The organism is Microcoleus sp. B7-D4 (assembly GCF_036705125.1).
Lineage (GTDB): Bacteria > Cyanobacteriota > Cyanobacteriia > Cyanobacteriales > Microcoleaceae > Microcoleus.
Genome location: NZ_JAUBTT010000015.1, coordinates 45,744 through 61,501, shown reverse-complemented (window position 1 = coordinate 61,501; position 15,758 = coordinate 45,744). Strand labels below are relative to the sequence as shown.

Annotated in this window: 5 protein-coding genes; 4 read left to right on the top strand and 1 reads right to left on the bottom strand. The window is 45.8% G+C overall.

Annotation, left to right across the window (positions count from 1 at the left end; translation table 11 throughout):
- Entirely contained in the window at nucleotides 1–10,050 is a 10,050-nt protein-coding gene (locus QUB12_RS08420; RefSeq protein ID WP_333306361.1) for a tetratricopeptide repeat protein, read from the top strand.
- Between the two features lie 73 nt (nucleotides 10,051–10,123).
- Here QUB12_RS08420 and QUB12_RS08415 read toward each other — a convergent pair whose 3' ends face one another.
- A complete protein-coding gene (locus tag QUB12_RS08415; protein ID WP_333306359.1) occupies nucleotides 10,124–13,342 on the bottom strand; it encodes a glycosyltransferase in 3,219 nt (1,072 codons plus the stop codon).
- A 190-nt stretch (nucleotides 13,343–13,532) separates the two neighbouring features.
- On the opposite strand from QUB12_RS08415, the gene cobA reads away from it, so the two are divergent.
- The 3 genes from cobA to QUB12_RS08400 are packed head-to-tail and all read left to right on the top strand — an operon-like array spanning nucleotide 13,533 to nucleotide 15,716.
- Nucleotides 13,533–15,119 (top strand): uroporphyrinogen-III C-methyltransferase, encoded by a 1,587-nt coding sequence (cobA, locus tag QUB12_RS08410; RefSeq protein ID WP_333306356.1) that lies wholly within the window; start codon nucleotides 13,533–13,535, stop codon nucleotides 15,117–15,119.
- Between the two features lie 32 nt (nucleotides 15,120–15,151).
- Nucleotides 15,152–15,343: a DUF2281 domain-containing protein gene (locus tag QUB12_RS08405; protein ID WP_333306354.1), complete on the top strand. Its 192-nt coding sequence runs from the start codon at nucleotides 15,152–15,154 to the stop codon at nucleotides 15,341–15,343.
- Nucleotides 15,344–15,359: 16 nt separating this feature from the next.
- A complete protein-coding gene (locus tag QUB12_RS08400) occupies nucleotides 15,360–15,716 on the top strand; it encodes a type II toxin-antitoxin system death-on-curing family toxin (RefSeq protein ID WP_333306352.1) in 357 nt (118 codons plus the stop codon).
- Nucleotides 15,717–15,758 lie beyond the last annotated feature (42 nt).

Below are 15,758 nucleotides of genomic sequence, written 5' to 3'. Positions count from 1 at the left end.
ATGTCAGTCCGATGGAAGTCGGAAGAAGGAAGAAGGAATGGGGAAGGGGGAAGAAGGAAGAAGGAAGGGGGAAGGAAAAAGGAAGGAAGAGTTAACAAATTAGAAGAAGTTGGCAATTACAAGTTAGCGAACTCCCAAACAACCAAGACAACTATGGCTTCTCAAAAAAAATCTCTAAAATCTGCTGGCAAATTGGGTGCAGAAGACTGTTTGAAAATAGCTTGGGAACATCACCAAGCGGGACGTTTGTTAGAAGCTGAGAATTTGTACCGGCAAATCATAGAAGTACAGCCGGAATCAGCAAACGTGCTGTGTTTGTTGGGAATAGCGGCGAGACAGCAGGGAAAAATTGCAGAGGCGATCGACTTTTACGAAAAGGCGATCGCCCAAAACCCCAATTTTGTAGAAGCACATTTAAATAAAGCTAATCTTTTACTGGATGTAGGCGAGTATCAAAGGGCGATCGCCAGTTACGAACAAGTCATCAAAATCCAGCCCAATTCCGCACTCGCTTACAATAATTTGGGCTGGGCAAAACAGCAATTATGCGAAATAGACTCGGCAATTTTATATTACCAAACCGCGCTGCAACTCGACCCCAACCTGCCGGAAACAGCCCACAATTTAGGACATTTATATAAACAAAAAAATCAATTAAACGAGGCAATCGCCTGTTATCGGCACGCTTTAAAAATTAATCCAAATTTGACATATTCCCTGATGGGCTTGGGAACAGTTTTGCAGCAGCAAAGTAAATTAGACGAAGCTTTCAACTGCTACCAGCAAGCTGTAAAACTAGAACCAAACAATCCCGAAGCTCACAACAATGTAGGAGCATTTTACCACGAACAAGGTAATGTAAAAGCCGCCATATTCTACTACAGACAAGCATTAAACTTAAAGCCAGACTTCGTGGAGGCTATTAACAATCTAGGACACGCTTTGGTCGATTTAGGAGAATTTCAAGAAGCTTTTTCTTGTCACAGTCGAGCCTTGGAATTGCAGCCAGACAACGCCACCGCCCACCTGGAATTCGCCTTAACTTTGCTATTGTTCGGAGACTTTCAGCGCGGTTTTGCTGAATACGAGTGGCGGTGGCGCACTCCGCAACTACAACCGAGGCAATTTAAACAGCCGGTTTGGGATGGTTCGGATTTGCAGGGAAAAACTATTTTACTGCACGTCGAGCAAGGCTTCGGCGATTCTATTCAGTTTATTCGCTACGCGCCGATTCTTCGGAGCCGAGGCGCTAAAGTTATGGTGGCTTGCTATCCAGAACTGATGCGGTTGTTTGCGACAGTTGCTGGTATTGAATATTTATCAGTTAGTCTGGAGGGTTTGCCAGAATTTGACGTTCACGCACCTCTGATGAGTTTGCCGCGAATTGTGGGGACAACTCTGGAAACAATACCAGCAAATGTTCCTTATTTAGCTCCGCCTGCTGAGTGCAAGTTTGCGCTTTCTTCTGATGCAAAATTGAAGGTAGGGATTGTTTGGGCGGGGAGTCCGCAGCGCCGGAAAGACAATCAGCGTTCTTGCAGCTTGAGCGATTTTATTCGATTTTTGGATGTTCCGGGAATTGCTTTTTATAGTTTACAAAAAAACTTGTCCGAGAGCGATCGCACTTTGTTGCATCAACACTTAGTGCCGGATTTAACTCCGCATTTGAACGACTTTGCTGATACCGCTTCGGCTATATCTCAACTGGATTTAGTCATTACTGTCGATACGGCTGTGGCGCACTTAGCCGGTGCTTTAGGAAAACCGGTTTGGGTGCTGCTTTCTTTTGCTCCTGACTGGCGTTGGCTGCTGGATCGTGAAGACAATCCTTGGTATCCAACTGCGAGGCTTTTCCGTCAAAGTCAGCCGGAAAGTTGGCAAGAATTGTTTGAGGAAGTGCAGGTGGCTTTAAGTTCTTTTGCGATTGCCAATACTGCTAGTTATTCCGAGGATTCTGCCCACGATCAGCTTGACTTAGTTTCACTCGGAATGACTGCTAATCCTACGCCGGATCTCGATTATGTAGCTCTCAAAATGACAGGTGCAAGCGTAGTTCAAGAGAGTAAACAAACATTTGTGATTGCGAGCGAAGGGTTAGCGGAACGCTCCACAGTTAATCAATCGCAGGGGATTGAGACATCGATTGCGATCGAAAACGGCGGGGAGAATTTGGTTGTTTTAGAGGATTTATTGCGGCAAGCAGAGCATTTGATGGAAACAGGAGATCGGGAAGAGGCGATCGCCATTTACGAACAGATTATATCTCTTGACCCAAGTTGCGTCCAAGCGCGGATTAATTTTGGTTTTCTCAAGCAAGAAAAGGGCGAATTGGACGCAGCTATGTCGCATTACCGAGAAGCTTTAGCGCTTAATCCCAATATTCCTCAAACATCTTACAACTTGGCAAAGATTTTTGAGGAACAAGGTAAAGCGGAAGAGGCGATCGCACATTACGAACAAGCTCTTGTCGCTGAACCGAATTTCGTACCCGCACTGATTAATTTAGCGGTGGCGCTGCAAGAAAAAGGCGAACTTTTCAGGGCGATCGAGCTGTACCGGCGAGCGCTGGAAATTAATCCGCATAGCTGGGAAGCTTACAACAATCTGGCAACTGTTTTGCAAGAACAGGGCAATTTAGAAGATGCGTTGGAGTATTATCACAAAGCTCTAGAATTGCTGCCGGATTTTGTGGAAGCTATCAACAATTTAGGCAGGACGTTTCTGGAAAAAGGCGCGGTAGAAAATGCCATATCCTGCTACAGACGAGCGATTCATTTAAGTCCGAATCATGCTAGCGCTCACCTGAATTTATCCTTGGCTTTGCTGTTGGTGGGAGATTTGGAAAATGGTCTCGCTGAATACGAGTGGCGCTGGCAAATTAAAGAATTTCACACTGGTCATTCCTGTTTTTTGACGGGGCCGGATAATACTGTTTCGGCGAGAGAATACCGGCCGCTATGGGACGGTTCTGATTTGGTGGGAAAGACTATTTTGCTGCACGCCGAACAAGGTTTAGGCGATTCGCTTCAGTTTATTCGCTACGCTGCGATCGTCAAAAATAAAGGCGGTAGGGTCATTGTGGGCTGTTACCCGCAATTGCACCGTTTATTTGCAACGGTTGACGGCATTGATTTGCTAATAGTTAAAGGGGAGCAACTGCCGGAATTTGACGTGCAAGCGCCGATGTTGAGTTTGCCCTATATTATCGGTACAAAGCTGGAAACAATACCAGCAAATACTGCTTATTTATCTCCGCCTGCGGGTGCTGAATTTACGCTTGGGCCCGATCGCACTTTGAAAGTTGGCATTGTCTGGGCGGGAAATCCAAAACACCGCAAAAACAAGCAGCGTTCTTGCAGTTTAAGTCAGTTTCTGCCGCTTTTGGACGTTTCGGGGGTAAGTTTTTACAGCTTGCAGAAAGAGGTTTCCGAGGCCGATCGCGCGCTGTTGAATCAAACGTCGATCGTAGATTTGAGCCCGCATTTTGGCGATTTTGCCGATACTGCTGCTGCGATCGCCAAACTGGATTTAGTCATTAGTGTCGATACCGCTGTCGCCCATTTGGCGGGCGCTTTGGGCAAACCAGTGTGGATTTTGCTGGCGTTTTCGCCGGATTGGCGGTGGCTGTTGGAGCGCGAAGATAGTCCTTGGTATCCAAGCGCAAGGCTGTTTCGCCAGCATCAGCGGGGCGACTGGGAGGACGTTTTTGATCGGGTGGCGGAAGCTCTAGGCGCGGTTGCTGCAGCATTTGTGCCGTCGGATTCAGCGGATGCAGAGTTTCGGTTGGGCGTGGATTTGCAGCAGCAAGCCGATTTTGGCGGTGCCATCAAATGTTATGAGCGAGCGATCGCGATCGATCCTAATTACGCAGCCGCGCACAGCAATTTAGGCGTTGTCAAACAGCAAAGCGGCCGGCTAACAGAGGCGATCGCGCACTACCGACAAGCCCTAGCAATCGACGGGAATTTGGCGGAAACTGCAAGCAATTTGGGCAGCGCGCTCGCGGAAGCAGGGGAGACTGCAGAGGCGATCGCAGAATATGAGCGGGCGCTGTCTTTGAACCCGAATTGCGCGGAAGCGCTGATTAATTTGGGCCTGTTGCGGGAAGAGCAAGGGGATGTGGCGGAGGCTATAAGCTGCTATGAGCAAGCGATTCAAGTCAATCCTAATTGCGCGGTGGCTTATTTGAATTTGGGAATTGCTTTGGAGGAGCAAGGGGAGGAAGCGGAAGCGGGCGCAAATTACGAACGGGCGATCGCGAATTACGAACGGGCGATCGCGATCGCTCCCAATGATGTGGAGGCTTTGCAGCATTTAGCATACGCCTCGATCCGACAGGGCAAAATTTCAGATGCGATCGCATACTACGATCGAGCTCTGGCGCTGCAACCGCATTTGGCAGAAATCGATCTCGCTTTGGGGAGTTGGCTGTCTAACCAAGATAAGTTAGATGAGGCTCTAGCTTTTTGCCAGCAAGCGATTCAGAAATTGCCAGCCAGTGCACAGGCTCGCTGCAATCTGGGAATTGTCCTGCAGAAACAGGGCAAAATTGAAGATGCGATCGCCTGCTATCAGCAAGCTTTGAGCCTGAAACCCGACTTTCCAGAAGCTTTGAACAATCTGGGCAAAGCTTTTGAGGAAGCGGGAAACATGGCAGAGGCGATCGATTTTTACCGTCGGGCGATCGAACTCAAACCCGGTTATATCAATCCCCTCTACAGTTTGGCAAGTGCTTTGCACAATCGCGGACAATTTGCGGATGCTGTCACCTACTACAGCCAAGCAGTTAAATTCAATGTCGCTAGCCCCGAATCTCACCTAAATTTAGGTTTAGCTTTGCTGCTGGCGGGAGATTTTCAGCGCGGTTTTTCCGAGTACGAATGGCGACTGCTGGTTCCACAAAAAGAGTACCCGGACTACAGTTTTCAACAGCCGGTTTGGGACGGCAAAGATTTGCAAGGAAAAACTATTTTGCTTTGCCCGGAACAGGGTTTAGGCGATGCAATTCAGTTTATCCGCTACGCAGATTTAGTTAAACAAAAAGGCGGTAGGGTAATTGTTTGGTGTTTGCCGCAGTTGCACCGCTTGTTTGCACAAGTTGCGGGAATCGATGAGTTAATAGTTAATCCAGAGGATGCGCGAAATTTTCAAGTTCGCGCGCATCTAATGAGTTTGCCGCACCTTCTGGGAACAACTTTAGAAAGTATACCCGCCAAAGTTCCTTATTTAGCTCCGCCGCCCGGTTTGGAATGTACTATTCGCCAAACTGCTAATTTGAAAATAGGGATTGTGTGGTCGGGAAATGCTCAACATTCCCAAAATAAAGTGCGATCGTTACCGCTAAATTTGTTGTCCCAACTGTTAGATATTCCGGGAGCAGAATTTTACAGCTTGCAAAAGGAAATGACAGCAGACGATCGCGCTTTGTTAGAGCAAATGCCCGTAACAGATTTAAGCTCTAATTTGCAAGATATGGCCTATACTGCGGCTGTAATATCGGCTCTGGATTTAGTGATTTCTGTAGATACTTCTGTGGCGCACTTGGCTGGTGCTTTGGGCAAACCCGTGTGGATTTTGCTGTGTTTTGTGCCGGATTGGCGGTGGATGTTGCAACGCGAAGATAGTCCTTGGTATCCGACGGCGCGGCTGTTTCGCCAGTCTACTGCGGGGGATTGGGAAGGAGTTTTAGAGCGGGCTGCTTTGGCGCTGAGAGAAATAATTTCTCAGCATCAGGAAGCTCAACCACGAATAGAAGCTCAGTCCAATGTTGACTTAGCTCAAGAACAGTTCAATTGCGGAAATGTTCTGAAAGCGCAAGGTAGATTCTCCGAGGCGATCGCTTGTTTTAAAAATGCTTTAGTTTGGCAGCCGAATTCGATCGAAGCCGCCACGAATTTGGCAGTGACGCTGCACCAAACAGGCGATTTAGCCGAAGCTGCCGCCTATTATCAGCGCGCGATCGCAATCGATCCGAACTGCGCTCAAGCGCACAATAACTTGGGTATTTTGCTGCAAGATCGAGGCAATATACCCGATGCTGTATCTTGTTTTCAAAAGGCGATCGCCCTGAATCCCATTTACGTCAAAGCTCTCAACAATCTCGGCGCGACACTCCAGCAGCAGGGCGAGTTGCCGACGGCGATCGCCTGTTTTCATCAAGCACTTTCTGTCAATTCCAATTATGCGCCAGCGCTGGTAAATTTGGGTGCGGCGATGCAAACACAATCTCAGCTAGCCGAGGCTGAACGCCTTTACGAGCGTGCAATTGAAGCAGAACCGCACAATCCTAAAGGACACTATCACCTGGGAACGTTATGCTTGGCTGCGGGAAAAATAGAACAGGCAATTTCTAGCTTGGAACGAGCCATATCTTTGAATCCTAATTATATAGAAGCTTTTACTAATTTAGGCAGTGCTGTTGAACAATTAGGAGACGTGAATCGAGCAATTTTTTGTTACACTAAAGCTCTTGAAATTGATGCAAATTGTGTTAAGGCTCACTTCAATTTAAGCTTAGTCTTGCTGTTGACTGGGGATTTGCCGCGCGGTTTAGCAGAATACGAGTGGCGCTGGCAAACAGAACAGGCAAAAAAATTACCACGGTTGAATTTTGACCAACCAGTTTGGGACGGTTCAGATTTGAACGGCCAAACTATTTTGCTCCGATCCGAACAAGGTTTGGGCGATGCCATTCAATTTGTGCGATACGCGGCAATTGTGCAGCAAAAAGGCGGCAAAGTAATCCTTTCTTGCTATCAAGAAGTGAAGCGTTTATTTAAGCAGATTCCTGGGATTGAACAAGTGGTGATTCGGATGGATGAATTGCCGGATTTCCAACTGCAAGCACCGCTGATGAGTTTGCCGTATATTCTCGGAACAAATTTAGAAAATATACCGGCAAATGTTCCTTATTTAGCTGCGCCACCGAATTGGCAATTTTCTCTAAATTCCGATGGCAAGTTTAAAGTTGGGATTGCGTGGGCGGGAAGTGCGGAACATTTGAAGGATTTTCAGCGATCGAGCGATTTAAGCTATTTCCTGCAATTCTTAGATGTTCCCGGTGTAAGTTTTTACAGTCTTCAGAAAGAAATGTCGGCTGGCGATCGTACTTTGTTAACTCAAATTCCCGTGATAGATCTGAGCGACAATTTGAACGATTTTGCCGATACTGCGGCGGTGATATCGCAGCTAGATTTAGTAATTTGCGTGGATACTGCTATCGCGCACTTAGCTGGTGCTTTGGATAAACCGGTATGGATTTTGCTGTGTTTTATGCCGGATTGGCGGTGGATGTTGGAACGCGAGGATAGCCCTTGGTATCCGACAGCGCGGCTGTTTCGGCAGCAAACACCGGGCGATTGGGTGGGAGTTTGCGATCGCATAAAAATAGCCTTGCTAGAGAGGGCGGGCACGGGGGCACCGCCCCTACAATCTACTCGTTTCCAAGCTGTGCCTGGTAACGGAGATACCGAAGCTTCGCCTCGATTTTCTTTATCGCCCGCACAGGTACAATTTCACATAGCAAATGCTTTACAAAAACAAGGTAAAAAAGCCGAAGCAGCCGATCGCTACGAACAAGTAATTGCTGCCTCACCCAGCCACGCAGAAGCCCACAGTTGTTTAGGTGATATCAAACAGGAAAACGGGCAAATAGCCGAGGCTATTGCTCATTACCAAAAATCGCTAAGAATCAATCCCAACCAGGCTGAAACTAACTTATACTTGGGTGCCGCCCTCGAAGAACAGGGACAAGTCGCAGAGGCGATCGACTTCTACAATAAAGCAATTCAACTACGTCCCAACTCGCCAAATTGGCGCTTGAGACTAGCCTTCGCTTTGCTCTTAACTGGAAATTTTGAGCGTGGTTTTGCGGAGTACGAATCGCGCTGGCAAACTGAAGAATTGGATCGGCGCTCTTTTGAGCAACCGCTTTGGGACGGCTCTGATTTGCAGGGAAAAACAATTTTATTGCACCCTGAGCAGGGTTTTGGCGATACGATACAGTTTATCCGCTACGCGCCTTTAGTTAAGCAAAAAGGCGGCCAAGTTATTGTTGCTTGTCATGTCTTGCTGAAGCGTTTATTTGAAGGAATTGCAGGAGTCGATCGAGTAGGAGTCAAGCCGAGCGATTTGATAGATTTTCAAGTGCAAGCCCCCCTGCTAAGTTTGCCCAGAATTCTGGGAACGACTTTGGAAAATATACCGGCAAATATTCCTTATTTAGCCCCGCCACAGGATTTTAAATTTTTCCTAGAGCCGAACAATAAACTAAAAGTAGGTCTTGTGTGGGCGGGCGGCCCGCTGCACCGCAACAATCATCAGCGATCGTGTAAATTGAGCGATTTTGTGAAATTTGTAGATGTTCCGGGAGTGAGTTTTTACAGTCTTCAGAAAGATTTGTCAGCGGGCGATTCCCTACAGGATAGCTGCGCTTCACGCACTTTATTAAAGCAACACCAAATTGAAGATTTGAGCGAACATTGCGTCGATTTTGCCGACACAGCAGCAATTATTTCGCAACTCGATTTAGTAATTTGCGTAGATACTTCTGTCGGGCACTTGGCCGGTGCTTTGGGCAAACCCGTCTGGATTTTGCTGTCTTTTGTTCCCGATTGGCGCTGGATGCTGGAACGCGAAGATAGCCCTTGGTATCCCACTGTGCGTCTGTTTCGCCAGCAAAAAGCGGGTGATTGGGATGGAGTTTGCGATCGTATAAAAGCAGCCTTGCTAGAGAGGGCGGGCACGGGGGCACCGCCCCTACAATCTACTCGTTACCAGGCTCTGCCTGGTAACGCATATTCAGAGGCTCCGCCTCGGCTTCAACCCCCAGAAACTCCGCCTCAAATTCAACCCCCAGAAACTCCCCCACAAATTACCGGAATCGGCATTAGTTGGCCCCTCAGCATCACCAGCGGCTGGGGAATTTACGCCATGAATTTAACACTACAACTGCGGCAAAATCCTGCCTGGGAAGTTGCACTTTTAGCACCGCCCTCAATCACCTCAGAATCGATGAATCCGCTGCATAAATCGCTGTTGTTACCTGTAATTGAAAAGCACAAAAGTTTTCAGGAATTAGTAGCAGCAAATTCCGACAAACAAATCAGTTGTAATTTTCCCGTACTTTACGCTTTGGGGAATAATTTAGCATCCTCTGGAGTTGACAATCAAATTACCAGCGCTAGTCAAATAGGAGTCATATTTTTTGAAGACACACGAATCACAGCAGAAGCACTAGAAACAGCCAAAAAATATAGCGCGATTGTCGCAGGTTCCAACTGGAATGCCGATGTTTTGAGAAGCCGCGGCTTGACTAATGTGGCGATGGTACATCAAGGAATTGACCCAACAATTTTCCATCCTGCACCCAAATCTAATCTATTTGGCGATCGCTTCGTTATCTTCTCCGGCGGCAAATTGGAATATCGCAAAGGTCAAGATATTGTAATTGCCGCTTTCAAACGATTTCGCGCCAAACATCCAGAGGCTTTGTTACTAACAACATGGCACAACTTCTGGCCTCAGTATATGTTAGGAATCGAACAAACCGGAAACGTTGCGGGACTTCCCAATATCAACCGCGACGGAAGTTTAGAAATTTCCCAATGGTTAGTGGCTAACGGTTTGCCGGTGGACTCTTTTATCGATATCGGCTTAATTCCAAATCACCTCACCGGACAAATTTTGCGAGAAGCCGACTGTGCTGTTTTCACTAACCGCTGTGAAGGCGGCACTAATTTAGTCGCAATGGAAAGTATGGCCTGCGGAATTCCGACTATTTTATCAGCAAATACTGGTCATTTAGACTTGATTTACAGCCACATTTGCTATCCTTTATGGAGTCAAGGACGAGTTAAACCGACTGCTCCTTTTTCCGGTGTAGAAGGTTGGGGAGAGTCTGAGGTTGCAGAAGTTGTCGAGGCTTTGGAACAAGTTTATACTAATCGGGAACAAGCTAAAAGTCGCGGTTTAGCTGCGGCGAATTTCATGCTGGATTGGACTTGGGAAAAACAGGTTAAGCGTTTTTTGGATGTGATTGCCGATATGTAGATAACACTAAAGTCCTGACTACAAACTTTCGGAAAATTGTTCGTACTAAAGAATTTAATCCTTATTAAAAAGATTAAGTGGCGATTGATTCCAATAGTTTTTTAGCACTGTTTACACTTTCAATATCGTATAGTTCGGGATTGTAAGAAACAATTTGTGCTACCAATTTATGATGGTAACTTTGAGCTTTTTCATTCCTAGAACCATGAACCTGACGATAATTAAGAACTATTTCTCTCGTTCCCAAAAAAGGAATGCTATGTTTGTGACAATTAACCCAAAATTCCCAATCCTCATAACCTTCTTTCATCTCTGCTTTGTAACCTTTGACCAAATTCCAAACTGATTTGTGATACAATGAAGATGTGCAAATCATATTAGATTGTTTTATCTTTTTTGGTGAATATAAATCATAACTGGGTATTGCGTGATTTTCATTGCCGCCAAAAAGTTGATAAGAACCAAATGCTATGCAAGGTTCTTTGGATTTTAGACATATTTCTAAAAGACAAATCAAGGCATTTGGAGCTAAAATATCATCGGCATCTAAGGGTATTATGTATTCGCCGTTTGCTGCCGCTATGCCAGTATTTCTAGCCATTGATATCCCTTGATTAGCTTGTTCTATTAGCCTAATTTGATATTGGGGATTTGCTACTATTAAATTTTTGGCAACTGTGCTGGTAGTATCTAAGCTGCCGTCGTTGACAATGATAATTTCCCAATTTTTGTATGTTTGGTTAATCACGCTAGTTACTGCTTGCAGCAAAAAATGAGATTGATTGTAGCAGGGAATAATCACAGATACCAAAGGTCGATATGCCAATTGTGGCGATGCTGAAACTTGTTTGACACTTTCTGATTGTAAATTCTCTGCCGATTTTCTAGCAGTTTGCAAGCTGTAAAAATAAATTTTGGGATGAACAATCGCTAATTGATTCAGATCGGTATTTTGATATTCATTTACTAACCTCGGATATCCCGGCAAGTATTCTTGTTTAACAAAAATCAAGATATTCTGAGCGTACCACGGCTCTACTTTGTCATTGTTCCATATTTTTTTTCTCAAGCAGTCAATAACTGCATAGCCGTTTTTCTGAAAGTAATAAACCCAATATTCGGGCCACTGTTCGTTAACGTGTTCGACACCGCCTTGAAATGGTATCGCAGCCGAAAACAGAATCACCGGCGCTAGTTGAGTAAGAGAATTAACAAAGTTTTCGGCACAGGTAGCCGGCAAATGTTCGGCAACTTCCAGAGAAATTGCTAAGTCAAACTTTCTGTTTATTTGCAGCGGTTGCTTTAAATCGGCGGATTGGAACTGATTTAAAGGAATTTGTAAAATAGTGCGATCGACATAATCGCCATCTATTCCCAAACAATCAGCAATTCCCAACTTGTGAAACGCAGCTAACCAACTTCCAGTACCGCAGCCCACATCCACTACACTTTTAGGTAAAATCGGTTGCAGCAAGTCTAACAGCAGGGGAATAATTTCTCTAGCAGAACTGCGAGTTCCTTCTCCGATTAATTGGTAAAAATCTCTTGTATAAGATGACTGTTGGTTTTGATGGGTTTGGCTGCCTGTTTGATAATTAATTGCCTCTAAACTGCTAATATTGTAACCGTGCAAATGTGCTGGCAACTGCCAGGAAATATTGGGGTCGGGTTGATGTTTTACTGGCTCGACATTGCCGCGCCAAGCAGCCCCCATAATTTGCATTGTTTGATATACTACTGTTTGCCATCCCCTTTGCTTCAAGTAATCTAAACCTTTAGCAACATCGGGAGCGGTTAAATCGTGAAATAAAATTATTGCATCTTCCTCGGCCAATTTTTCACACGCAATGGCATCATTTAACGGCCCATCACCTCCGTGTTCTCCGTCAATAAAAATTAACGACCATTTGCGGTTAAATTGAGCGGAAAATTCTTCTACTCTTTGGGGGCTGTAGCCCGGTATTAGCTCGACTGATGTTTGAACTCGCGACGCATTTATAGCACCTTGAATTGAGTCTATTACGCTTTGTCTAATGTCCTCTCTTTCTAATAGCGGATCGACGACATCTAACTCAACTCCTGCCAGGGCTAAGTGACAAGCAGACCAACCCAGCCAGCAGCCGATTTCTAAGGCTTTTTTACCTTTGAATTGCAGGGCTGTATTGTAAAGGATGTGGGCTTCGTCGCGATTCAAAAACCCGATGAATGGATAGCGCTTGTCTGCATACCAATTATGCGGAACTTCCCGGCGCAAATAAGGCCAGTTACTCGCATTTGGATCGGCAATAATCATATTGGGGAAATAGGAGTCAGGTATAATTATTTGGAACCCGGACGAGACATAATCCCCTGGATGTAATAAATTATTTTTGCTAAGTTCAGGTTGTTGGTAAGTCATTTTGGGTTCTTGAAATATTTGTACTGCTTCCTGTTGTTTAGGTTGATAACGGACACTCATTTCCAGTATGTCGCCGTCAGTTGCCATCAATTGTACTCTGTCAAACTGCTGGCGGCCAGCTAAATGCAAAATACCGATCGCCTCCTGCGGCAAGTAAGGCTCCACAAAACAGCCTCGCTGCTTGTCCCAAACCGGAAAACCGTTGAATATCCAATTGCACCAAGCTGGGAGCATTTCAGTCAGATTGAACAATTCGCCACTGTAAACAGCGAGGTTGAGGGCAAATTGATCTGTCATGACACAGCCGGATTTGTGCAATCCTTGATTGAGTTTATCAGCCCATATTTCCCAGTGCAAAGCGTCTTTGCGTAGGGCGAAAACTCCGGCATTTAGTATCGGATAACTGTAAAATTGATTAGCGATTTTTCCACCAAAGTTAGCTTCGTATTGTTGATAAACCCACTGCCAAAACTGAGGCAGTTGCCCGTACTGCTGCAAGCTTGCCCTGTGAACTTCGGGAACAATTGCCAGTCCCCGGCGCGATGCTCCTTCAACCAACAAATTAATTGCTCTCCAGTCTTGAACCCAAGCATCCGCATCAATCCAAATGTATATATCAAAATTGGGAAAGTATTTTCGCAAACAAGGTCTAACTAATAGTCCTTTTAAATGTTCGGGAGCTTCATTTCTGCCAGGAAAGTCAAAGTCCCAATCGGGCTTTTGAATGATATTAACTTGTGTTTCCAGCCACTGCAACTGTTCGGGAGTGCAGCCGAGATCGAAAAAGCCGATCGCCACATTTTCACCCTCTGGTTTTTCCCGCACCGATAAAATAGTACCTTGCACCAATTCAAAGTAATTTGCATCGGCGGCCGTGATGATGATAATCTGCATAAATAGTAACGGGTGCATCTCGTTGGGTGGGGGCGGGTTTATTTAACCTGTTTGCACCGTTGAGGGGAAGGGGTGAACCTCCCCCTACAGGCTGCTTGAAAAGTCTGATTAAATTATAGGGTAGGGTAGGGTGCGCCGAAGCACCGCAATATTCATAAAACTATACTATCGAGACGATCGAGGAGGAATTGTGAAAAACCACAAAGGGAAAGTTTATCTAGTCGGTGCGGGGCCCGGAGATTGTAACTTGATGACAGTGCGATCGCACAAACTGCTATCCCAAGCCGAAGTCTTAATCTACGATGCTCTCATCGACATCCCGCAACTCGAATTAATCCCAGCAACTTGTCGAAAAATCGAAGTCGGGAAACGCGGCGGCAAACCTTCCACCCAGCAGCAAGAAATTAACCGCTTGCTGGTAGAACATTGCCAACTAGGAAAACAAGTCGTGCGACTAAAAAGCGGAGATCCGTTTATTTTTGGTCGTTCCAGTTCCGAAATTCAAGCATTAATCACAGCGGGCTGCGAGTTTGAAGTAATACCCGGAATATCCTCCGCATTAGCCGCACCTTTACTAGCAGGAATTCCCCTCACCGATCCGGTGATGAGCCGCTGTTTTGCAGTGATGAGCGCCCATGAACCGGATGCTTTGGAATGGGAAGCATTAGTGCAGATAGAAACTTTGGTAATATTGATGGGAGGGCGCAATTTAAGCGAGATAATTTGGCAATTGCAAAAGCACGGACGATCGCCCGAAACTCCGATCGCCATTATCCGAGATTGCGGCCGCCCCGAACAGCAAATTTGGCTCGGCACTCTCTCCAACATTGTACAGCAAACAGCCGGTCAATCTCTATCGCCTTGCGTGACCGTAATTGGGGAAGTAGTCAGATTGCGCGAATATTTAATCCAGCCAGAAAGCACAAATATGATCGATACACCAGTCACCATTAATAACAGCAAATTGCCACTAGCAGGAAAAACCATTTTAGTGACGCGCTCGGTTTCTCAGTCTGCTGAATTTAGCGATCGACTCCAGCAACAAGGAGCCCGCGTTATCGAAATGCCCGCCTTAGTAATTGGGCCGCCGTCCACTTGGGAACCATTAGACAGTGCGATCGCACAATTGTCAACCTTTCACTGGTTAATTCTCACTTCCCACAACGCTGTAGACTGCTTTTTTCAACGATTACAAGCAAAAGGCAAAGACGCCCGCAGCTTGTTTGGTATTAAAATCGCAGTTGTCGGTAAAAAAACAGCAGAAAGTTTGCGATCGCACTCTCTACAACCAGACTTTATTCCCCCCAACTTTGTCGCCGATTCCCTCGTCGAGAACTTCCCCTGGCAGGGCGGGCACGGGGGCACCGCCCCTACAAACTGCAAAATCCTATTTCCCAGAGTAGAAAGCGGCGGCAGAGAAGTTTTAGTTAAAGAATTCACCGCCAAAGGAGCGCAAGTAATAGAAGTGCCAGCTTACCAATCTTGCTGTCCAGAAACAATCGATCCGATCGCCCTATCCGCACTCCAAAATCAAGCCGTAAATATCATAACATTTGCCAGTTCCAAAACTGTGCATAACTTTTGTCACCTCCTAGAAAAAAGCCCAGGATTGTCCCTGTCTAACGATTGGTTAGAAAGCGTTTGTATCGCATCCATCGGGCCGGAAACTTCCAAAAGCTGCCAAAATTTATTGGGTAAGTTAGACGTTGAAGCCAAAGAATATACCTTAGACGGATTGACTGAGGCGATCGTTGAATGGACACAAGCGAGGTTGTAAAATAGTTTTAAAATAACTAGGAGGAAAGAAACATGACCGCAAAAGACCAACTTCTTCAAGAACTCGACCAAGTATCAGAACCATTGCTGCTAAAAGTGCTTGAATTTGTCCGTTCCTTAAAGACTGAAGAAGAACAACAAAAACTCGAAGCCAAAGCATGGCAGGCATATCTAGATTCAGAACGCGAAAGAAAGGAGGTTTACCGTCGCCTTGCCAACTCCTAATTTTGTCAGCAAAAGTATGGTTTTAAGTATCCACGCCAGACAGATAGAGAGATTTGGCGGCACTCCCGGCGTCAGAGACGAAGGCTTGTTAGAGTCGGCTTTGGCTCAGCCACAAGCCACTTTTGGCGGGTTTTTTTTGCATCCAACGATTAGCGAACAAGCTGCCGCCTATCTCTATCACATAGCGATGAATCATCCCTTTATTGACGGCAATAAACGAACGGCTTTTGCAGTGATGGATACCTTTTTGCGTTTGAATGGTTGCGCTCTGAATTTGACGGACGATGGAGTATATGATTTAGTCATGCGAGTCACGCGGGGAACGATGACTAAGGAAGAATTAAGCACCGAGTTTGAGTCATGTATTGTTTAGTTTTAATAAGTAAGTTGGGCAGCCTTCATCGAGATTAAGTAA

Excerpts from the sequence above, each read along its gene's own strand:
- QUB12_RS08400 (WP_333306352.1), top strand. The coding sequence starts at position 15,360 with ATGGTTTTAAGTATCCACGCCAGACAGATAGAGAGATTTGGCGGCACT.
- QUB12_RS08405 (WP_333306354.1), top strand. The coding sequence starts at position 15,152 with ATGACCGCAAAAGACCAACTTCTTCAAGAACTCGACCAAGTATCAGAA.
- QUB12_RS08415 (WP_333306359.1), bottom strand. The coding sequence starts at position 13,342 with ATGCAGATTATCATCATCACGGCCGCCGATGCAAATTACTTTGAATTG.
- QUB12_RS08420 (WP_333306361.1), top strand. The coding sequence starts at position 1 with ATGTCAGTCCGATGGAAGTCGGAAGAAGGAAGAAGGAATGGGGAAGGG.